This is a genomic window from Paenibacillus sp. LHD-117 (genome assembly GCF_030929555.1).
In the GTDB taxonomy this organism is placed as follows: Bacteria; Bacillota; Bacilli; order Paenibacillales; family Paenibacillaceae; genus Pristimantibacillus.
In genome coordinates this window covers 1-20,466 of record NZ_JAVFVT010000050.1, presented here as the reverse complement: position 1 = coordinate 20,466, position 20,466 = coordinate 1, and the positions used below count along the sequence as shown (strand labels likewise).

The following is a 20,466-nucleotide window of genomic DNA, read 5'->3' as shown; positions in this document are numbered from 1 at the left end:
CAGGTCGGATTCGACCAAGGGCGGTTCTTTTTTTTGTTATTCTAACAATCTCCTAAAAAGAAATTCCGTATATTTCTAATACTTCTATGCGACTATAGTCTCAACGGAAACTGGGAACGAGGAATATTAGGGAGGATTGTAAATGGGATGTTCCACTCAATTGCTGAGCCGGAAGGAAGCGTACGCGCTGATCGAGCTCTCCGTCCAGCAAGCGCGAGCCGGAGGCAAACGATTGATGATCGCGATCGCCCAATTCGATCGGTTCTACCGCGTCGTCGATACGAGAGACACGGCGTTCGGCCAATACGTATTGGACGTTATGATGAACCGGCTGGGAGAAACGGGGAAGCTTCTGACGGGATCCGAGCCGCCCGTACTGTGCAATTGGGGAAGCAACGCTGTTTTGTACATCCTGCAGGAAAACGGCGATTCGGAGCTGTGCTGGCAGGCGGCGGACGCGGTCAAGTACGCGGTGGAACGTCCGATTCCGGAAGGAAGCTCGGAGCTGTATCTCACATCAAGCATAGGCGTATGTTATTTCCCGCAGGACGGCCTGACGAGCGAAACGTTGATCTGCAGGGCGGAATCGGCGCTCCAGCAAGCGAAGGATGACGGAGGCAACCGGATCTCATTCTATCATTCGGAGGATACGAATCGGATGAACCGGCGAATCGCGGTCGAAACGGGACTTAGGCCGGCGTTGTACCAGCGCCAGTTCCATCTGAGCTATCAGCCGATCTATCGGCTGCAAGACGGGCGTCTGAGAGGGCTGGAGGCGCTAATCCGCTGGAACCACCCGGAGCTCGGCGTTGTCTCGCCGAACGAATTTATTCCCATCGCGGAACAGAACGGGCTCATCGTGCCGATCGGGGAATGGGTTATCCGTGAGTCTTGCAAAATGCTGGCGCGCATCCGCAAGTACGGCTTGCGGGACTTGCGCATGTCGATCAATATATCGCCGGTGCAGCTGCAGGATATGACGTTCACTTCGACGGTGCTGAACGTGCTGGAGGAGAACGGGCTCGAGCCTGGATCCATCGAGCTAGAAATCACGGAGCATTATTTGTTCCACTCCTCCGAGACGGCGATAGCCTCTCTGAGCCGCTTAAGAGCGGCAGGCGTGCGAATAGCGCTAGACGACTTCGGCACCGGTTATTCTTCGTTCAGCAACTTGAAGCAGTTGCCGATTCATTGCTTGAAGATCGATAAGAGCTTCATTGAGAAAATCGATCTGCAAGGCGCGGAGCGGCATATCGTGGAGGCGATCATCGGTCTGGTGCAGAAGCTGGGCATCGAGGTCGTCGCCGAAGGGGTGGAGTACGAAGGTCAGTACCGATTGCTGAAGGAATGGGGCTGCGACTTCGTGCAAGGTTATTTGCTCGGCCAGCCGATGGAGCCGACCATGATGGACACGACCATGTTCCGCCGGACGGAGCGGGAGGAGGAAAGGCAGGCCGATCCTTGCTGCGCCTACGAAAAGGAAGAAACGCCGGCAGCCGAAGTCCGCGCTTAAGCGACGAGTTTTAATGTCGCTTAAGCGAGGTGGCGTGCGGACTGGGCTCAGGTCAGGACAACAAAATGGGCTGCCCGGCAAGAGGATCGATTCCGATCTTCCTGCGGTGCAGCCCTTCTTTGAACGTCATGGGTTAGCTGACCTCCAGGTACAGCTTCGTTCCGTCGCTATATTGGAAAATGGCGACGTCTCGCACCATTTCGACCGATTTAATACGTTTCCACTTTTTCCTGAAATCGAAGTCCAGTTCCATCTCGTACAATTTATGGTGAAGCAGCTCTACAGATGCCGATTGTTCGTTAGGGTAATAAACAGGGACGGAACGATTCTTGAAGGTTAGGACTCGCATCATAATGCCATGCACCTCCGATTTGCGTTTTTCCCATTATACCGAGAACAGATTAGCCTCTTATGAAACTGTCGTAAGGAGATTGTTTGCTTTGCTCACACTTTCCTAACACTTTTAGATGCCAAAGTCACGATTTGCGTTGCCACCATTCGACAAGTCGGGTCCTAAGAACTGCTGTACTTCCATTTTTTCTTATAGTACCCGTGGCCGTAATGATGGTTGTATCTTGGCGGCGGCGGGTAATGCGGCGGTTGATTCGGGTAAGGCGGCTGTCCGGGATATTGGCCGTGCGCGTTCGGATGAGGCGGCGGTCCTTGATAGTGGCCAGCTTGATTCGGATAAGGCGGCTGGCCTTGGTATTGGCCATGCTGATTCGGATAAGGCGGCTGGCCCTGATACTGGCCATGCTGATTCGGATGCGGCGGCGGACCATGGTGATGGCCGTGCTGATTCGGATGGGGCGGATAATGCGGCGGCGGATAATAACCTTTCTTGAAATCGCTGCTGCTGTAATGGTGATAGCCATGACCGTGACGTCCGGTCAACGAATGCAAAATACGTCTTAACATGCAACTTCCTCCTTCATAGAAATAGGGAAATTTAATAGCATTGATTATTTATACGTAAATCCGAAGAGGAGGTTTCTCATTCGTAAGCCTCATCTTGCGCGCTCGACAACATCGCTTGCTGACGGTAATCTAGGAACAGGAGATGATCGTATGCGAAAAGGCTTCAAGGCCAGATGGGCCGAAATCGTAACGGAGTGGCGAGATTATCCGCTCCAGCCCGGCAAGGGTTGGGGGAGCCGGTATGTGATTGAACGTTTCCTCGGCATGGGCAGCTACGGCCAGGCGTATGCGTGCAGGGATCGGGCAAGCGGGGAGCTCGTGCTGCTGAAAAGGAACAAACCGAGCAAAGGCAATACCGGAATTCGTCTACTGCGCAGGGAATACCGGATCATGCAATCGGCCTGCCATCCGCAAATGCCGAAAGCCCTTGATTATAGCGTCATGGGCAAGCAGGAAGCCTTGGTCATGGAATATATCGAAGGGTATAACTTAGAGTATGCCATCTATGAACAAAATCAAACCTTCGGCGCCGAAGAAGCACTTCGACTTCTTAAACAGCTCATGCAGCCGCTGAAACAGCTTCATGCCGCAGGTTACGTTCATCGCGACGTTCGGATCCCGAACGTGCTCATCCGCGAAGGGCGCCCTCATTTGATCGATCTGGGATTAGCTTGCGCCATTGGGGAAGAGCTTCCTGCCGATCTCCGCATGGCGTTAGGCGAAGATGGCGGCCCGCCGGGAGACAGCGCGGCTGCGCTCAAACAGCGCATGAGGAATCCATACCCTTCCAGTGATTGGTTCGGCCTTGGCCACTTGTTCCTCTTCGCCATGTATGCGGGATACGAGGCGGAAGAGGATCAGGCGGAACAAAGCTGGGAAGAAGAGCTCTGCTTGCAACCGGAAGTGCGGGTGTTCATTCGCAAGCTGTTGAACGACGATACGGCTTGGCCGTCGACGGAAGCTTGCGAGCTGGAGCTCGACAAGCTTATCGCTTCGCTGGCCGCCGAAGCTTAGGCGGCTGCCGGTTTACGACAGCATGCGCCAAGCAATGGCGATCAGCGCGAGATGCAGCGGATAGAAGCTTCGCCAGAGCATGCGCGGAACGCGAACGCGGTCCATCGCGCGAAGGAAATCGGGCAAATAGAAAATAAGCAAGCTGGCGAACATGCTGAACAGCTGAAGTCCCCAGCCTTTGGTCACGACGGACAGCACATTCAGGCCTAGATGCAGCCAGACGATATGGCCGGGCTTGGCATAACGAAAAATGTACACGAGCAGCAGGGCGTAGGCGCCGTAATCGAACGGGATAAGTTCAAGCATCGCGAGTGCCGCCGCCGACAGCAGAAGCTGGAGCGGACGCTGCTCCCGGTAACGGTCAAGCAGCGTCAACATGAGCAAGCAGACGAACAAGGTCGCGATCGCGTTCACTTCCCAGACCCTGAACGCCAGCATGTACGGAATCTGCGACAATCCGGCGAGCAGCGCCATACGAAGGAGATAACGGTTCAAGTTCCTCGTGCGGAAATAACCGATGACGATGGCGTACGCGTAGAGAGGAAAGGCAAGTCTGCCGACAATTCGCCAGACGGCATCGTCCGGGAACCACACGGCGCCGATATGGTCGATCAACATCGTTAACATGGCCAGCAATTGCATGATGAAAATCACCTTCGCTAGGTACATAATTAAGTAGGTTCAGTATACCATAGTACGCCAGCGAAGACGGCACTGCTCGTTTAGAGCCCCGCGTTTTTCTTCAGCCGCGCGGCAATCTCCAGGAAATCCTCATGCGAGATACCCGGCGCGAATTCCTCCGGCAACTCTTCCAGATCGTACATCGGCGCGCCTTCCGGGGCGCCTTGAATGACTTCCAGCTTGGCGCCGGTCAGCGGGTTCTGTCCGTTCCAGATGAGGACGACATCCTTATAGTCCTGCGGGCTGAACGTGTACAGTTTATTGCCTAGACCCATCGCTTCCCACTTTCGCGCCGTCTCGAATTGTTCATTGCTGAGATTCGGGACCGGAATCATTTTTTTCATATCGACGCCGGTCGCGATTTCCAGCGCTTTCGCATAGGCCAGAATGTGGACGCCGCCGCGTACGAGCAAATAGCCGATCATGCCTCGCGCGGTTGGGTGATCGGTCATTTCGTAAACGCGCATCTTGTGGGTGCGCGCGCCGCATTCCAGAAAGAAATTATGAAGAAGATCGAGCACGAGATTGCCGCTGTTGAACACGTAATCGCCGCGCCAGGAATTCCCCATGGAATCTCCCGCGAGGGATGTCTGCGCCGTGCCGATGAAGAAGTAGCTGTTGCGTTTGTTAAGTCCCTCCTTTAGAGGGGTGGAATCCGGATCGCCGGAGCTCGTCGTGCCGGTGAGCACCATGTTGATGGCGGCGGAGACGAGCTCCACATGGCCAAGCTCCTCGGCCGTAATGCTGGAGACCAGATCGAAGAAGGGCTTCAGCTTTTTTTTGGCGCGAAAGTTAAAGGATTGGTACAAATAGTTGTTCAGCGTCGACATCTCCCCGAATCTGCCGCCCAGCAGCTCTTGCACGGCGGCAGCCGCATTGGCGTCAGGATACGGCGAGGGGGGCAGCTCGATTTGGAGCTTGTTCTGGCGGAAAAACATAAGCGTCTTCACCTCTTTCCATTGAACTTGTAAAGTACCGTGTTTATTAATAGGTATGCCGGAGCGCAAGGCGTCATACCGATGGGAAGGGGGGCGTACGGTTCGCGGGAGCACAAAAGGGCGAAAAAGGCTTGACAGCATCTTCGGAAATTTGTATTCTATTACCTGTCGACTAAATATTCGCTGATGTAGCTCAGGGGTAGAGCAACGCACTCGTAATGCGTAGGCCGGGGGTTCAATTCCCTTCATCAGCATTCCAGAAGCACTGCAAAGACGCGGGTTCCGAGGATTCGGAGCCCGCGTCTTTTGACGTGCGCAGGGATTTATGTTTCATCGGGGCGGCTCTTGTTTTCTCGAACATGTCTTGCGCTTAGTAAAAATAATGAAAGTCATGTCAATAGGTTTAAATTGCAAGCGTTTTCTTATTAGGATTACAATTCTTATATGCTAATAAGCTCTGGTTGCACAAGTCGGAAATTTCGTAGATCGGGAAGGGAGGGATGGGGATTGAGAAGGCGGGTTATCGTCGTCTTTTTGATTCTGATCGTTTTGCCGGGAGCCATTGTCGTAAACCGCATCCTATCAAATCATGATACGGACGACAAGTATATGGCTCTTGTAGACGGCATTCCAATAAGCACAAAAGAATTTGATAAAGCCATCGAAGCCAATAAAACTCCAATCATTGATTATTTCTACAATAAATACGGCGCCGAGCAGACAGCCGAATTTTGGACGACATCATTTGAAGGCGAAATTCCAGCGGAATCCATTATGAATAAGGCGCTGGAAGAAAGCGTTAAGATCAAAATTCGGCAGCTGATTGCTAGGGAACAGGGTATGTTGCAGGACATCAGTTATGAAGGTTTTTTACGGCAGTTAAATGAGGAAAACAAGAGAAGGCAAAGGGCCATCCGTAACCGTGAGGTCATCTACGGACCTCGCCAATACGAGGAAAACGCCTATTTCGAATATGTTTTGAGCAATACGACCCGCTTAGTCAAAGGTCAGCTGATGGAGGAACAATGGAAGCCGGATGACCAACAATTAAAATGGTTTTACGACCTGCGGAAAAATCAATTGTACCTGTCGCACGGGTTGGTGAAAGTAAAGCTTATTTCGATATCGTTTCTGGATTCCAATCAGAGCGTTGACGAAGCGCTCAAGGAGGATGCCAAGAAACAGATGGAAAAGGCGCTGTCCATGGCGGCTTCCGGGACCGATTTTGAACATATACCGAAGGCATTCGATACGGACGTCCAAATGATGGAGAAGGAGTTTAACTCGAGCAACGTCAGGAGCAATGCCAGAAGTCCTGTCGCACAGGCCGCCGAAAAGCTTTCGATGAATGAAATAAGCGGCATTATTGAAGAGAACGGGCGTCTCTATCTGATCAAATGTATGGAGAACCAAAAAGAGGGATCTGGCTTCTTGGATTTCGATAGCGTCAAAGATCAAGTACTCAAAGATTATGCCGACTTCAAATATGAGGAGTATGTCAATAAACGCGTTTCAGAAGCGCAAATCTTATGGAACGAGACCGAGTATCGCGCTTATCAAAAGATGTAAGAGGGAGTTTCCAAACATATTGATGTTAACGCTTCAATCAGGGCCCGATTGAAGCCTGACATAAATCCATGTAAAGGATGATGAAAGTGGTCAATCGGCTATCAAAAAGACTCATCGCAATCGTGTCTGTCATAGCCATGCTTTGCAGCATGGTCATGGCAGCCCCGCCTGTCGTCAATGCAGCTGAAACTACAACTGGAACTACCTACTACATCGATAATATTGGCGGAGATGACGGCAATAACGGGACAAGTCCCGGAAACGCCTGGCAATCGCTCGACAAAGTCAATGCCACAACATTCGCTCCCGGCGACAAAATTTTGTTCAAGGCAGGGGGAAGCTGGAACGGCAGGCTTTGGCCCAAAGGCTCGGGGGCCAGCGGAAGTCCAATCGTCATAGACCAATTCGGCTCCGGCGACAAACCTCTGATCGCCGGCGTGACATCCGAATTGGAAGCGGTATTTTTGAAAAACCAGGAGTACTGGGAAATCAACAATTTGGAAGTCACAAACCGGTCATCCTTGCCTTTTGACCGCGATTGGCAAAATCCTCGCGGTCAGCGTCGGGGTGTTTACATTTTGAATGAAGAAGCTGGCATCCTACATCACATACAAGTGAAAAACTTAACGATCCATGATGTTGACGGATCTTACACGACTCGCTCCGGAGGCATCATATTCGATTCCGTCGGATCGGTCACTCCAAGCGCGTTCGATGGCATTCTTATTGACGGCAATACGCTGACGGATGTAGACGCTTATGGCATTTACATCGGTTCCAACTGTATTCTGCGCTACGGAATGGGAGACTTATGGCCGTGGGTGCAGAAACCGTACGGACCGTGGACCCCTTCCACCGACGTGAAAATTTCCAACAATTCAGTCATCAGGGCGGCAACGGGCGGGATTGCGTGGAACGTAACCGATGGCGCCATTGTCGAGCATAACACGGTTCAACAAGCTACTTATCTGGCTACCAACGCTTCGATATGGTGGGCTTATGCGGACAACAACCTCGTTCAATTCAACGAGTCATTCGAGAGCGTTAACGGGGCTGAGGACGGCCACGGATTTGACGTGGACGCAGGAAACCTCGGTTCGATCGTCCAGTATAACTATAGCCATGATAATGCGGGCGGCTTCATGCTGTTTGTGAATGACACTTACTACACGATCAACACGATAGTCAGATATAACATTAGCCAAAACGACAGGAAAAGCATCTTTCGATACAGCGGATCGATTGATACGGTCTATAACTACAATAATTCGGTTTATGTGGGAGAAGCGTCCGGAAATCCGGTCATGAGCGATTATTTCACGAAGGCTTCGGGATCCCCGATCAACATTAAGAACTACAACAACGCTTTCTACAGTGTCGGAGATCGAGGATGGGACTTAACCGGACAAACGTTCGATTACAACGGCTATTTCGGCGGGAATACGCTGGTGCAGGGTGACGCCCATAAGGTAACCGGCTATCCGAAATTTGTAAATCCCGGAAGCGGCGGCAAAGGGATGAATACAGTCGGAGGATACCAATTGCAATCGGACTCCCCGTTGATTGGCGCGGGCATTCGCATGACGGATAACGGGGGACGAGATTATTTCGGCAATCCGTTATACAACGGCGCTCCCGACATCGGCGCCCATGAATATGCGGGCAGCGTGCCTCCGGCTGGCGATATGCCGGATCCAATCGTCGTTACGACGATTCACTTGCCAAGCACGCCGAACAGCAATTTGGCGCCAAAGGCGACCGCAAGCACGACGTTCCAGACAGATTCGACTATTGCAAGCATCAACGATAATTTTTACGAAACCGCTTGGTTGAGCGAAATGTCGCCCGCATTCCCCAACTACATAACTCTCGATTTCGGCTCAAGCCAAGTGACTGCCAATATTTTGAAACTTAACACATCATTCGGAAAAAGCCGGGGGATTACGGACTTCGACCTCGAATATTTCAATGGTTCAGTTTGGATTCCCATTCAATCTGGTATCCGTGTGACATGGAATTCGGATACCGGTGCAGACGAGATCCAAACGGTGAAATTCCCTACTACGATGTTCAAAAAAATCAGATTAAAGATAAACGATGGAAACCTGCAACGGGGCAATATTGCGCTAAAAGAACTGGAGCTGTACTTCGAGGCAACCGATATCGCCAGCACAACATTTCCTACGGGGGGAGGAAAGATTGCCGATATCATTGACAACAACGTCTCGTCAACGTGGGGCAGCTCTACCAACATTACTTTCCCGGGCTATTTCACCCTAGACTACGGAAACAACCCCGTTACGGTCAACAAGATCACCTTGGTCACGCATTTCGGAATAGGCCAAGGCATTACCAATGTCGATGTGGAATACTACGATGGCGCCGAATGGGTAACGGCTTTATCCAATGCCTCAATTGATTGGAAGCTAAACGACAGTACCAAAGAGCGTCAGTCCATTGAGTTTCCAACCGTTACGGCAAGCAAAATCAGACTGAAGGTCAACGATGCTAACCGGCAATGGGGGAACATCGCGCTTAATGAACTGATTCTGGAGAACAATGCGGTTGTCGATCGGAACGCCCCGGTGATTACGGTTGAATCGGTCGCGACGACAGAAGACAATACAGGGGATTTCAAGCCGCAGTTTACGGTTATTGATGAGTTGTCGGGAGTCGACTATACGAAAACAGTCATGACGCTGGATGGCCATGTTGTCATGAACGGAGATTCGATTCCACTATACACATTAGAGCTTGGAACACATACCCTCATCATTACAGCCAGCGATTTAGCAGGCAATACGACCAGTCAATCCATTACCTTTCAGGTGAAAACGAGTCTCCATGCGCTGAAACAATTGGTCAAATCTTTTGCAAACAAAGGCTGGATTGACAATAAAGGGATTTCCAACAGTTTATTGTCCAAATTGGAAAAACAAAATTTGAAAAGCTTTATTCATCAAGTAAAAGCACAGGCAGGCAAGCACATTTCCGCCAATGCTGCCCAATACTTGCTCCGCGATGCGGAATCGCTACAAAATGAGGAGGATTATAGTGATGAATAGAACATCAAAGAAACTCATTGCAATATTGGCCATACTTTCCATGGTTTGCAGTTTTGAAATAACGGCGCCATCGAAGGCCCATGCAGCCGGAACAACCTACTACATCGATAATATCGGCGGAGATGACGGCAATAACGGGACAAGTCCCGGCAGCGCCTGGCAATCGCTCGACAAAGTGAATGCTACAACATTCGCTCCAGGCGACAAAATTTTGTTCAAAGCAGGGGGAAGCTGGAACGGCAGGCTTTGGCCCAAAGGCTCGGGAGCCAGCGGAAGTCCAATCGTCATAGACCAATACGGCTCCGGCGGCAAACCTCTGATCGCCGGCGTAACATCTCAATTGGAAGCGGTATTTTTGAAAAACCAAGAGTACTGGGAAATCAACAATTTGGAAGTCACAAACCGGTCATCCTTGCCTTTTGACCGCGATTGGCAAAATCCTCGCGGTCAGCGCCGGGGTGTCTACATTTTGAATGAAGAAGCCGGCATCCTGCATCATATCCAAGTGAAAAACTTAACGATTCATGATGTTGACGGCTCTTATACGACTCGCTCCGGAGGCATCATATTCGATTCCGTCGGCTCGGTCACTCCAAGCGCGTTCGACGGCATTCTTATTGACGGCAATACGCTGACGGATGTTGACGCTTATGGCATTTACATCGGTTCCAACTGTATTCTGCGCTACGGAATGGGAGACCTATGGCCTTGGGTACAGAAGCCGTACGGACCGTGGACCCCTTCCACCGACGTGACAATTTCCAACAATTCAGTCATCAGGGCGGCAACGGGCGGGATTGCGTGGAACGTAACCGATGGCGCCATTGTCGAGCATAACACGGTGCAGCAAGCGACTTATCTGGCTACCAACGCTTCGATATGGTGGGCTTATGCGGACAACAACCTCGTTCAATTCAACGAATCATTCGAGAGCGTTAACGGGGCCGAGGACGGCCACGGATTTGACGTGGACGCGGGGAATATCGGTTCGATCGTCCAGTTTAACTACAGTCATAATAATGCGGGCGGCTTCATGCTGTTTGTGAACGACACCTATTACACGACCAATACGATTGTCAGGTATAACATTAGCCAAAATGATAGAAAAAGCATCTTCCGGTACAGCGGATCGATAAACAATGTGACGAACCACAACAACACGGTTTATGTCGGAGCCGCATCCGGAAATCCGGTCATGAGCGATTATTTCACGAAGGCTTCCGGTTCACCGCATAATATAAGAAATTATAATAACGCTTACTACAGCGTTGGAGATCGAGGCTGGAACTTGACCGGGCAAACGTTCGACTACAATGCCTATTTCGGGGGGAACACGGTGGTAGGCTCGGATCCACACAAGGTGACGGCTGATCCGAAATTTATTAATCCCGGAAGCGGGGGAATTGGAATGAACACGGTTACCGGTTATCAGCTGCAAGTGAGCTCGCCGCTGATCGGTGCAGGTATTCCCATTACAGATCATGGAGGGCGCGACTACTTTGGCAATCCTCTGTACAATGGCAACCCTGACATAGGAGCGCATGAATATGCAGGCGCGGTAGCTCCCGCAGGGAATAGGGCTTCCGTTCCCTATATACTCGCGCCTCAATCTCCGGCATCCAATCTTGCATCGGCGGCCAAAGCAAGCACATCATTTGTTTCTTTGAACCAAACGACTGCCGATATTCAAAATATTAATGATGGAAATTACGATTACGCATGGTCAAGTCATTCGACTACGACCTTCCCGAACTATATCACACTCGATTTCGGCTCATCCCCCGTAACCGCCGATACGTTGAAGTTGAATACGAGATTCGGCCAAGGACAGGGAATTACGAGCTTCGATATCGAATATTTTGACGGAACGTCGTGGCTGCCTATTCAAACGGGAGTTAATCTGAGCTGGAATTCCAATACAGCCGAGGAAGAAATCAAGACCATCGCTTTTGCGGAAACGACATTTTCGAAGATAAGGCTGAAAGTGAACAACGGAAATCGTCAATGGGGCAATATCGCTGTGAATGAGCTAGAATTGTACAATTCTCCGGTGAGCGCGCCAGCCAATATTGCGCCAGCCGCGGCGGCAAGCACTACGTTTCCACTAGGAAATGCAGGAGCAATCGCAGCGGTCAACGACGATAGAAAATCGACGTCTTGGGCTAGCGCCGCATCGATAACCTTCCCGCAATATATTACGCTCGATTTCGGAAGCACTGCCATTACCGCGAATAAGATCAGTTTATTGACCCACTTTGGGATAGGGCAAGGCATTACGAACATCGACGTGGAGTATTTCAATGGTTCCAACTGGGTGACGGCATTAACGAATGTGCCCATAACTTGGTCGTTAAACAATAGCACGGTCGAAACAAGAGATATTTTCTTTAGTCCGGTCACCGGCACCAAAATAAGGCTTAAGGTCAATAACGGAAACCGTCAATGGGGCAATATAGCGCTCAACGAACTGCGCGTTTGGACTCCTTAAACGAACAAGCGCAAAAGAAGCCGAATTCATCGAATTCGGCTTCTTTGTATATGAAATATATTCGTATTTTTAAGTTTTTACATATTATCTTTACGGAACAACCGCATGTTAACATAAACAAGATTCGGAAAGTCTTATTTTTATTTGTCCACAGAGGAGATCACTGATGCTATCCAAGTCGTCGTTTCCGTTATTGCTATTGAACATGTTTCTCGCTAATTTAAGCATGGGTCTTGTCATTCCGATATTACCCGAACTTCTCAAGGAGTTTGGGGCAGGTGGTCAAGCGGCGGGATATTTGGTATCCTGCTTCGGTCTGACACAGTTTCTTTTCTCGCCCATTGCAGGCAATTTGTCTGATCAATACGGTCGCAAACCGATGATTATAGCTGGACTGATCTTGTTCGCGATCTCCAACTTATTGGCTGCTTTAGCAGGCGATTTAACTTTATTGTTTGTGTCGCGATTAATTGGCGGAATCGGCTCTGCGGCTTTGATCCCAGCCATTGTCGCTTATATTGCCGATATTACGGCAGATGATCAGCGAAGCAAGGCGATGTCGTGGTTAGGCGCATCGATGACATCGGGTTTTATTATCGGGCCGGGAGTAGGCGGATTGCTTGCCGAGTTAGGGATCAAAGCGCCATTTTATGCATCCGCATTTGTGGGTTTACTGGCCATGGTATGCAGCTTGTGGATGCTGCCTGAATCGCTGTCGCCGGAAATTCGCTTGATGCGCCGGCAAACGAAGGAGAAGAAGCCGAATGTTTTTCATCAAATCGCGCTTTCCATTCGATCTCGCTACTTCATGCTGTTGCTTATTGTTTTCGCCAGTACGTTCGGTTTGACGCATTTTGAGGCGATTTTTCCGCTATTTGTCGTGCAAGGCTACGGATTCACTACACGTGAAATCGCGATTCTGCTTACCGTATGTTCGTTAATTGGCACGTTTAATCAGGTTGTACTGACGGATCGGATATCGCAACGATTCGGGGAAAAGAAAGTTATCGGCGCCATGCTTTTGTTATCGGCTATATCCCTCGTGTTCTTGCTTTTCTCGGGCCATTTCCTTTATGTCATGTTCGTAACGATGTTATTCTTTACGTTCAATAATATTTTGCGGCCAACGATCAATACCCTGCTGTCCAAAGAGGCGGGGGAGGAGCAAGGATTTGTAGCAGGAATGAACAATGCCTATGCAAGCCTAGGGACGATTTTTGGACCGATGCTGGCAGGTATTCTATACGACATCCATATCGATTTGCCTTATCTGTTCGGCGCATTCGTGCTGCTTGTGTGCAGCTTCGTATCGGTTAGACGGTTAGGAGGAAAATCGTCGTCAATTGCTTCATAATTCCCTTCTTCTTTGAACAAATCGATAAAGTTGTTGGCAGCCTTGGATAAGCAATGATCCTTTAGCCATATGAATCCGACAGGGGAAGACAGCTCTGCAGCGTTGGAAATTTTGTGCACATGCATAGAATACCCTTTATGCCGTTTAAGCAGTGTTTCCGGAACGATCGATGCACAAAAGTCAGATGAAACTAAATCCATCAAAAGCATAATGTCGGAACATTCGCCGATCATATTGGGCTGCAGATGGAGCCTGGAAAAAGCCTCCAAAATTAAATAATGCACGCCCAATCCTTGGGTGCTTGGCAAGATGAGCGGATGGTTGTGAATGTCTGCAAGCGACACTTCACGGTCAAACCGTTTCTGATTCTTGGATGTAATGAAGTAAAACGGCTCGGTGTACAGGTGAAGAACTGAAAAGTGACTTAGTTCAAGTGGCATGCGAATTATTGCCAGTTCGATTACCCGTTCTCTCACTAAGTTACAAAGATGAGCCGATTCATTTTGCTGAATTTGAAAGGTTACCTTTGGGTATTGGCTGCGAAATCGATGGAGGAGTTCAGGCAGCTCAGCAACCGAAAACGTATTGATGCCAATCTTTAGCCTGCCGTTTGCCCCGTTACCGACTTCCTTCACTTCCATTTTGGCTTCTTCCATCAATTGGTTTATTTGCAAAGCATATTTATACAAAGCTTTTCCTGCTTCCGTTACCTCTAAAAATTTTCCGCTTCTCTCCACTAATGTTGAGCCGAGCTCCTCTTCCATTGCTTTTAAAAGCTGGCTTAATGGAGGTTGAGAGATATGGAGTCTCTTCGCGGCTGCGGAAATTTTCCTTTCCTCTACAATCGCTATAAAATAGCGCAGTTGTCTGATGTCCATCGCCGAAAACACTCCTCCATTTTGTATATGAAAAACTTAAGTAAAACTTATTGTTTATATATTTTTCATATAGTTTTCTTCATGTTAGCATAATTGTATGAAGGGAAAAAGGAGCGACGCTCACTGGGAGGCGAAGGAGATGAATGAGGATTATTGGTTGAGGAATGTTCGTTTGGAAAACGGGCATTTAAAAGAAAGCGGTTCCATTACAGGAACGACGACGGATTTATATCATCTGCGGATCGATAACGGCACGATTGCGGAAATCGCGCTCGCAAGTGATACGCCGGATGAAGCAGATCACGATGATGCGAAATCAAATAGGGCGCGGCCCGTTATAGATGCGCGCGGCTTGCTCGCGCTGCCTTCATTCGTGGAGAAGCATTGCCATTTGGACAAAACGCTGCTTGGCGATCGTTGGCGGCCGGTTCATCCGGCGGCTACAATATTTGAACGATTCGAGATCGAGAAGAACACGCTGCCCAAGCTGGCAACAACGATGAAGGAACGAGCCGAAACGCTGCTCGGCATCTTGCTGCGAGCCGGTTCGACTCATGTTCGCACGCATGTCGACATTTACCCGGAAGTCGGGCTTCGTCACTTGGAGGCCGTACAGGAAGCGCTCGCCGCCTTTGAAGGCAAATTGTCTTACGAGATCGTCGCCTTTCCGCAGCACGGACTTCTCCGGACGCCATCCGCTGGACTTGTCAAGGAGGCACTGAGCAGCGGTTGCGGGTTGATCGGCGGCGTAGATCCGGCAACCGTGGACGGCGATATGGAAAAATCGCTGCAGAAGATGATGGAACTGGCTGTGGAAGCGAATGCGGATGTCGATTTGCATCTGCATGATGGGGGCGCGCTGGGGCTTGCGACTATCAAGCGGCTGGCAGCGCTCACGGAAGAAGCGGGCTGGCAGGGCAGAGTCTCAGTGAGCCACGCTTTCGCTTTAGGGGATATGGCAGGGCAGGAAGCCGATGAAGTGGCGCAAATGCTTGCCGATCTCGGAATGACGATCATTACGAGCGTGCCGATCGGCAGAACGATTCCTCCGGTAAACTTCCTTCACGAGAAGAAGGTGGCGGTGGCGGCAGGGTGCGATAACATTTTCGATTCGTGGTCTCCTTTCGGGAACGGCGATATTTTGGAGCGTGCGGGCCGTTTGGCGGATCGTTTCGGAAGAGGCACGGAACGGGCGCTGGCCGAGACGCTGGGTTTCATTACCGGCGGCATAACGCCGCTTAATACAGAAGGACAGCGTGTCTGGCCGAAAGTTGGAGACTCGGCGAGCATGGTGTTCGCCGAAGCAAGCTGCTCCGCCGAAGCGGTGGCCAGAAGGTCGAATCGGCCCGCCGTCATGTATAAAGGAAAGATTGTTGCCGGTTCGCTTGAACGATAACATAGCGCAACCCGTTTCACCTTGAACGAAGATCGTTCTGTTCAGCAAAAGGAGGCTATATACCGCATGAAGCCTGTTGGATATTGGTTAACGAATGTTCGCCTGGAAAGCGGGTATCGGTTCGAAAACGGCATCGTCACGGGGACGGAGAGCGAGATTTGCCATCTTCGGGTTGAGGACGGAGTCATTGCCCGCATCGTGCCCGCTGCGCAAGATGTAGAAACGGATTTTCCCAATCAAGATGCAAGAGGCCTTTTGGGACTCCCGCCTTTTAAAGAAATGCACAACCACTTGGATAAGACGTATTTGGGAGGACCCTGGAAATCGTGTACGCCCGTAAAAAATTTGGTCGAACGATTGGAGCTGGAGGCTAAGGAGCTTCCAAGTTTAGTAAAGACCATGAAAGAAAGAGCGGAGCTGCTTCTTACTCTATTTGTTCAATCGGGAGTGACCCATGTGCGCACGCATGTCAACATAGATCCGTACATCGGCCTAAAAAACTTGGAGTCTGTGCGGCAGGCATTGGAACAATTCGAGGATAAGCTCACCTACGAGATCGTCGCTTTCCCGCAGCATGGATTGTTGCGCAACCAGGTGGTTCGTTTAATGAAGGAAGCGATGCGGGAAGGGGCCACTCTGGTTGGCGGGCTTGATCCCGCTGGAGTCGACGGCCAAATCGAAGCGTCTTTGGATCAAATGATGAACATTGCGGTCGAGAGCGGAGCGGATATCGATATGCATCTGCACGATCCGGGCCATCTGGGATGGTATACGATGAAAAAATTATCCGAGCTGACGCGAGAGTCCGGCTGGCAAGGCAGAGTGGCGGTCAGCCATGCATTCGCCCTCGGTGAAGTGCCGCATGAGCGTTCGGACGAAATGGCTCGCATATTTGCGGAATTGGGCATTTCCGTCATGTCCACGGCTCCCATTAACAGGCTGATCCCCCCGGTTCCGCTGCTTAGGGAAAGGGGAGTCCAAGTCGCTTTAGGCTGCGACGGGTTCTATGATTCCTGGGCTCCTTTCGGCAATGGCGATGTTTTGGAGAAAGCGCAGCGACTGTCCCAGCGTTACTGCTGGGTTGACGAGCTTTCTTTATCGCAATCGCTGGGATTCATTACAGGCGGTATAACGCCGCTGAATACAGAAGGACAGCGTATATGGCCGAAGGTTGGGGACGAGGCGAGCATGGTGTTCGCCGAAGCAAGCTGCTCCGCCGAAGCGGTAGCCAGAAGGGCGAATCGGCCAGCTGTTATGTACAAGGGGATGGTTGTTTCAGGGACCCTTGTCTGACGAGCCTTCGATAGTTACCCGGATAAAACCAAGATTTGTGAGAGGATGATATGGAATCATGAGCTTGTCTTATTGGCTGACAAATGTACGGTTGGAGAGCGGATATCAATACGAGAACGGCAGAGTGACGGGTACGGAGACGGAAGTTTGCCATATTCGGATTGAGGACGGAAAAATCGCGGAAATCGCATCCGAAGCGCCTCCGCATGGGGGCAACCTGCCGATCATAGATGCAAAGCAGCATTTGATGCTGCCGTCGTTTAAAGAGATGCATATTCACATCGACAAAACGTATTATGGCGGACCATGGAGAGCTGTCAGACCGGTAGCAGGCATATTCGGGCGGATTGAAGAAGAGAGGGAACTCCTTCCGAAGCTGCTGCCTACGGCGCAGGAAAGAGCCGAAAAAATGCTCGATCTGCTGCTCGGATTTGGTTCCACGCATGTCAGTACCCACTGCAACATCGACCCTGTGATCGGTCTGAAAAACCTGGAAGCGACGATGCGGGCGCTGGAGTCGTTCTCCGGTAAAATGTCTTCCGAAGTCGTCGCGTTCCCGCAGCACGGACTGCTGCGTTCCCAGTCCGTTGATCTCGTTAGGCAAGCGATGCATCAAGGCGCCTCCTTCGTGGGCGGCGTCGACCCGGCAACCATAGACGAGAACATCGAAAAATCGCTGCAGACGATCATGGACATCGCCGTCGAGGCGAATGCAAGGATCGATGTCCATATTCACGACCGGGATCATTTGGGCATATTTACAATGAACAGACTCGCCGATCTGACGGAGGAAGCCGGCTGGCAAGGGAGAGTGACGGTGAGCCACGCCTTCGGTTTTGCAGGGGCCCCTGCGGGAGCGGCCGCCGAGCTTGCGGAGCGGTTTGCCGCACTCGGCATTTCGATTACATCCACCGTTCCGATGGGCGCGGTTCAGATGCCAATTCCGATGCTGCGCGAGAAAGGTGTCAAAGTCGAGCTCGGCAATGACAGCATCACCGACCACTGGTCGCCGTTCGGCATCGGCGACAATTTGGAGAAGGCCGGATGGTTAGCGGAACTGTACCGTTATATTGACGAATTACCATTAGCCCAAGCGCTCGGCTTCATTACAGGCGGCCGAACCGTCCTGAATCGAGAAGGGAAAAGAGTATGGCCGGCCGTCGGCGATGAAGCCAACGTCGTATTCGTGCAGGCAAGCTGTTCCGCGGAAGCGGTTGCGAGACGGGCGAAGCGCGTGGCGGTTTTAACCGGAGGAGCAATCGTTTCCGGATCTTTGAAAGATGCAACCGTTAATTAAAGGGAGCGTTTCGTCATTCACAGACGGAGTGCCTAAGATGATGAAAAGACGGCCTCCCGGCCGTCTTTTGTGTTTGGCGTGCCCAGAGGCACGCATCTTCTAGCCGATGAAAGATCGGTCGCGGGAGGGGCCAAGCCCCCGCGTAGCTAGGATACCTGCGTATGGCGAAATCTGTGCGTAGAAGCGTATCGACAAAAGTACCTGTCAGAGACAGGGCGAGCAACATGCCAGGCCGTAACATCAAGTGAATCCTGCCGCGTCGTCAAAAAGGCCTTGCAAAAGGGAAGAGAGGATGCCGAGTCCCGCACACATGGACGAAGGCCAAGGAAGCTGTTTGGAACTTGGAGCGACAGCGAAGAATCCTCCGGCGTAGAGGGATCGGCATAGCATGAGAGAGGATGCAGTGAACTGGGGAGACCCTCCCCTGCACGAGATTTTTTTTTCGTAACGAGACGTTCTATAAGCCCAAAGGTGAAATGAATCGTCTGCAGGAAGGGAGTCCGAGGGGCTCATAGTACCGAGGAACCGCAGGACAACATAACCTGCGGGAGGGAAGGAGCCCTGCTTTGTTCACGTTTCTTAAGGAGGTACGAGTCAGTGAATGCCAATCGGCTAACAACACCAAAGGAAAACGTTCAACAACTCCAAGAGAAACTAGGTCATGCGGCCAAGGAAAGCAAGAAACGTAGATTCCACGCCCTGTATGACAAGGTCTACCGGATGGACATCTTGTGGGAAGCATGGCGCAGGGTGCGAGCAAATAAAGGTTCGGCTGGCATCGACGGCGAAACGCTGTCGGACATTGAGAAACAAGGGGAATACCTCTTCTTGCTTGAATGTCATCGGCTTCTAAAAGAGGGGCGCTATCACCCACAGCCTGTTCGGCGGCACTACATCCCGAAGAAAGACGGGAAGCAACGACCGCTTGGCATACCAACCGTCCGAGATCGCGTCATACAGATGGCAACAAAACTGGTCATGGAACCGATCTTTGAAGCAGATTTTCAGGAATCCTCGTTTGGATTCCGTCCGAGGCGAAGCGCGAAGGGGGCACTCGACCGAATCCGGAAGGCATGCAACCGCAAAGGGAATTGGGTGATCGACGTCGATATCCAAGGCTACTTCGACAACATTAACCAAGAGAAACTCATGAAGCTGGTTGAAATGCGGATCAGCGACAGACGTATCTTGAAGCTAGTTCGGAAGTGGTTACGAGCGGGAGTGATGGAAGAAGGAACGGTAAGGCGCTCAGATTTGGGAACGCCGCAGGGCGGGGTTATTTCTCCGTTACTTGCGAACATTTACCTAAACTACTTCGATATCCTGTGGGAACGGCATGGCAGCGGACACGGGGAACTGACGCGTTACGCGGATGACTTCGTGGTCGTATGCAAGACGAGGAAGGAAGCAGACCGAGCGTACGAGCTCATTCGTTCGATCATGGAGCGCCTGGAACTCACCTTGCACCCGACCAAAACGCGCATCGTCGGACTATGGACAGGGGAAGAAGGCTTCGACTTTCTCGGTATGCATCATCGCAAAACGAAAGCTGAAACCTCCAAAGGAAAAGTGTACTACACCACTCAGCAATGGCTGACCCGGAAAGCGGAAGAACGCATCCGGGAAGTTGTGAGGGATCGCCTGGCACCGCCAAGTATGCGACACAAGTCAATTCTTGAACATGTAGACTGGTTGAACCCCAAAAATACATGGCTGGCGGAATTATTACTACACCGCTTACAGCCAGCGGAAGATGGCGAAGCTGGACTGGTACATCCTACAGAGGCTTGCGAGATGGTATGCAAAGAAACGGCAACGCTCGCGATGGATGAGTTCCATCGGCGAGGTTAAGTTTATGGCCAAACAGTGTGGACTCAAAACGCTTTTGTAATCTGCATGCACATGAATGACGAACATCGGAAAGCCGTATGAGGGAAAACCTCACGTCAGTCTGTCTAACAATTATTAAAGATCCTCGTTTTCGGGCATGAAAATGGAAGACCTTTGTCGAATCTCTGTATTTAAGGAGATGAGCGCATATGCCCTTTATCGAAGGTGAAGA

The 20,466-nt window shown here is 50.9% G+C and carries 15 protein-coding genes, 1 tRNA gene and 1 pseudogene; 12 read left to right on the top strand and 5 right to left on the bottom strand.

Translation table 11 applies throughout. The annotated features are described in order from the left end of the window. The first annotated feature begins 142 nt into the window (after positions 1-142). A complete protein-coding gene (locus RB620_RS27540) occupies positions 143-1,513 on the top strand; it encodes a bifunctional diguanylate cyclase/phosphodiesterase (RefSeq protein ID WP_308100024.1) in 1,371 nt (456 codons plus the stop codon). 133 nt (positions 1,514-1,646) lie between these two features. Here the strand turns inward: RB620_RS27540 and RB620_RS27535 are convergent, their stop codons facing one another. Together RB620_RS27535 and RB620_RS27530 are read right to left on the bottom strand one after the other, a co-directional pair. Next, a complete protein-coding gene (locus tag RB620_RS27535) occupies positions 1,647-1,865 on the bottom strand; it encodes a hypothetical protein (RefSeq protein ID WP_308100022.1) in 219 nt (72 codons plus the stop codon). 161 nt (positions 1,866-2,026) lie between these two features. After that, a complete protein-coding gene (locus RB620_RS27530) occupies positions 2,027-2,431 on the bottom strand; it encodes a hypothetical protein (RefSeq protein WP_308100020.1) in 405 nt (134 codons plus the stop codon). 150 nt (positions 2,432-2,581) lie between these two features. Between RB620_RS27530 and RB620_RS27525 the strand changes: the two genes are divergently transcribed. Beyond that, positions 2,582-3,445 carry a serine/threonine protein kinase gene (locus tag RB620_RS27525; RefSeq protein ID WP_308100019.1) on the top strand — a complete coding sequence of 288 codons (864 nt, stop codon included), beginning with the start codon at positions 2,582-2,584 and terminating at the stop codon, positions 3,443-3,445. Between the two features lie 12 nt (positions 3,446-3,457). Here RB620_RS27525 and RB620_RS27520 read toward each other — a convergent pair whose 3' ends face one another. Together RB620_RS27520 and RB620_RS27515 are read right to left on the bottom strand one after the other, a co-directional pair. Next, positions 3,458-4,087: a TraX family protein gene (locus RB620_RS27520; protein WP_308100018.1), complete on the bottom strand. Its 630-nt coding sequence runs from the start codon at positions 4,085-4,087 to the stop codon at positions 3,458-3,460. Positions 4,088-4,167: 80 nt separating this feature from the next. Further along, complete coding sequence (locus tag RB620_RS27515) at positions 4,168-5,064, bottom strand: manganese catalase family protein (protein ID WP_308100017.1); 897 nt, start codon at positions 5,062-5,064, stop codon at positions 4,168-4,170. 182 nt (positions 5,065-5,246) lie between these two features. Here RB620_RS27515 and RB620_RS27510 point away from each other — a divergent pair. The 5 genes from RB620_RS27510 (at position 5,247) to RB620_RS27490 (ending at position 13,540) form a co-directional block, all read left to right on the top strand. Further along, positions 5,247-5,318: transfer RNA gene (locus tag RB620_RS27510), tRNA-Thr, on the top strand. A gap of 280 nt (positions 5,319-5,598) precedes the next feature. Further along, on the top strand, positions 5,599-6,633 hold the full coding sequence (locus tag RB620_RS27505; RefSeq protein ID WP_308100016.1) for a peptidylprolyl isomerase: 1,035 nt from the start codon (positions 5,599-5,601) through the stop codon (positions 6,631-6,633). An 86-nt stretch (positions 6,634-6,719) separates the two neighbouring features. Further along, positions 6,720-9,698, top strand: a complete 2,979-nt coding sequence (locus tag RB620_RS27500) for a discoidin domain-containing protein (protein ID WP_308100015.1) — start codon at positions 6,720-6,722, stop codon at positions 9,696-9,698. Further along, entirely contained in the window at positions 9,691-12,186 is a 2,496-nt protein-coding gene (locus RB620_RS27495) for a discoidin domain-containing protein (protein WP_308100014.1), read from the top strand. Before RB620_RS27500 ends, RB620_RS27495 begins: the two co-directional genes overlap by 8 nt. 166 nt (positions 12,187-12,352) lie before the next feature. Continuing rightward, positions 12,353-13,540, top strand: coding sequence for an MFS transporter (locus RB620_RS27490; protein ID WP_308100013.1), 1,188 nt, complete (start codon positions 12,353-12,355; stop codon positions 13,538-13,540). On the opposite strand, the gene RB620_RS27485 is transcribed toward RB620_RS27490, so the two are convergent. After that, on the bottom strand, positions 13,453-14,418 hold the full coding sequence (locus RB620_RS27485; protein WP_308100012.1) for a LysR family transcriptional regulator: 966 nt from the start codon (positions 14,416-14,418) through the stop codon (positions 13,453-13,455). The genes RB620_RS27490 and RB620_RS27485 overlap by 88 nt on opposite strands. A 139-nt stretch (positions 14,419-14,557) precedes the next feature. Here RB620_RS27485 and RB620_RS27480 point away from each other — a divergent pair, with 139 nt between their 5' ends. From RB620_RS27480 to RB620_RS27460, 5 genes and pseudogenes are all read left to right on the top strand, one after another. After that, on the top strand, positions 14,558-15,814 hold the full coding sequence (locus RB620_RS27480) for an amidohydrolase (protein ID WP_308100011.1): 1,257 nt from the start codon (positions 14,558-14,560) through the stop codon (positions 15,812-15,814). A 66-nt stretch (positions 15,815-15,880) separates the two neighbouring features. After that, positions 15,881-17,107 carry an amidohydrolase family protein gene (locus tag RB620_RS27475; protein WP_308100010.1) on the top strand — a complete coding sequence of 409 codons (1,227 nt, stop codon included), beginning with the start codon at positions 15,881-15,883 and terminating at the stop codon, positions 17,105-17,107. 58 nt (positions 17,108-17,165) lie between these two features. After that, the gene (locus RB620_RS27470; RefSeq protein ID WP_308100009.1) at positions 17,166-18,404 is read left to right on the top strand and encodes an amidohydrolase family protein; all 1,239 of its coding nucleotides are present in this window, start codon (positions 17,166-17,168) and stop codon (positions 18,402-18,404) included. A 720-nt stretch (positions 18,405-19,124) separates the two neighbouring features. Beyond that, positions 19,125-19,991, top strand: a pseudogene (gene ltrA / locus RB620_RS27465) (group II intron reverse transcriptase/maturase); the annotation flags it as partial. Positions 19,992-20,157: 166 nt separating this feature from the next. Continuing rightward, entirely contained in the window at positions 20,158-20,295 is a 138-nt protein-coding gene (locus tag RB620_RS27460) for a hypothetical protein (RefSeq protein ID WP_308100007.1), read from the top strand. Positions 20,296-20,466 lie beyond the last annotated feature (171 nt).

Bases quoted from the DNA above. Each gene is read 5' to 3' on its own strand.
- RB620_RS27540 (WP_308100024.1), top strand. From the start codon at position 143: ATGGGATGTTCCACTCAATTGCTGAGCCGGAAGGAAGCGTACGCGCTG.
- RB620_RS27535 (WP_308100022.1), bottom strand. From the start codon at position 1,865: ATGATGCGAGTCCTAACCTTCAAGAATCGTTCCGTCCCTGTTTATTAC.
- RB620_RS27530 (WP_308100020.1), bottom strand. From the start codon at position 2,431: ATGTTAAGACGTATTTTGCATTCGTTGACCGGACGTCACGGTCATGGC.
- RB620_RS27525 (WP_308100019.1), top strand. From the start codon at position 2,582: ATGCGAAAAGGCTTCAAGGCCAGATGGGCCGAAATCGTAACGGAGTGG.
- RB620_RS27520 (WP_308100018.1), bottom strand. From the start codon at position 4,087: ATGCAATTGCTGGCCATGTTAACGATGTTGATCGACCATATCGGCGCC.
- RB620_RS27515 (WP_308100017.1), bottom strand. From the start codon at position 5,064: ATGTTTTTCCGCCAGAACAAGCTCCAAATCGAGCTGCCCCCCTCGCCG.
- RB620_RS27495 (WP_308100014.1), top strand. From the start codon at position 9,691: ATGAATAGAACATCAAAGAAACTCATTGCAATATTGGCCATACTTTCC.
- RB620_RS27490 (WP_308100013.1), top strand. From the start codon at position 12,353: ATGCTATCCAAGTCGTCGTTTCCGTTATTGCTATTGAACATGTTTCTC.
- RB620_RS27485 (WP_308100012.1), bottom strand. From the start codon at position 14,418: ATGGACATCAGACAACTGCGCTATTTTATAGCGATTGTAGAGGAAAGG.
- RB620_RS27480 (WP_308100011.1), top strand. From the start codon at position 14,558: ATGAATGAGGATTATTGGTTGAGGAATGTTCGTTTGGAAAACGGGCAT.
- RB620_RS27475 (WP_308100010.1), top strand. From the start codon at position 15,881: ATGAAGCCTGTTGGATATTGGTTAACGAATGTTCGCCTGGAAAGCGGG.
- RB620_RS27470 (WP_308100009.1), top strand. From the start codon at position 17,166: ATGAGCTTGTCTTATTGGCTGACAAATGTACGGTTGGAGAGCGGATAT.
- RB620_RS27460 (WP_308100007.1), top strand. From the start codon at position 20,158: ATGGCGAAGCTGGACTGGTACATCCTACAGAGGCTTGCGAGATGGTAT.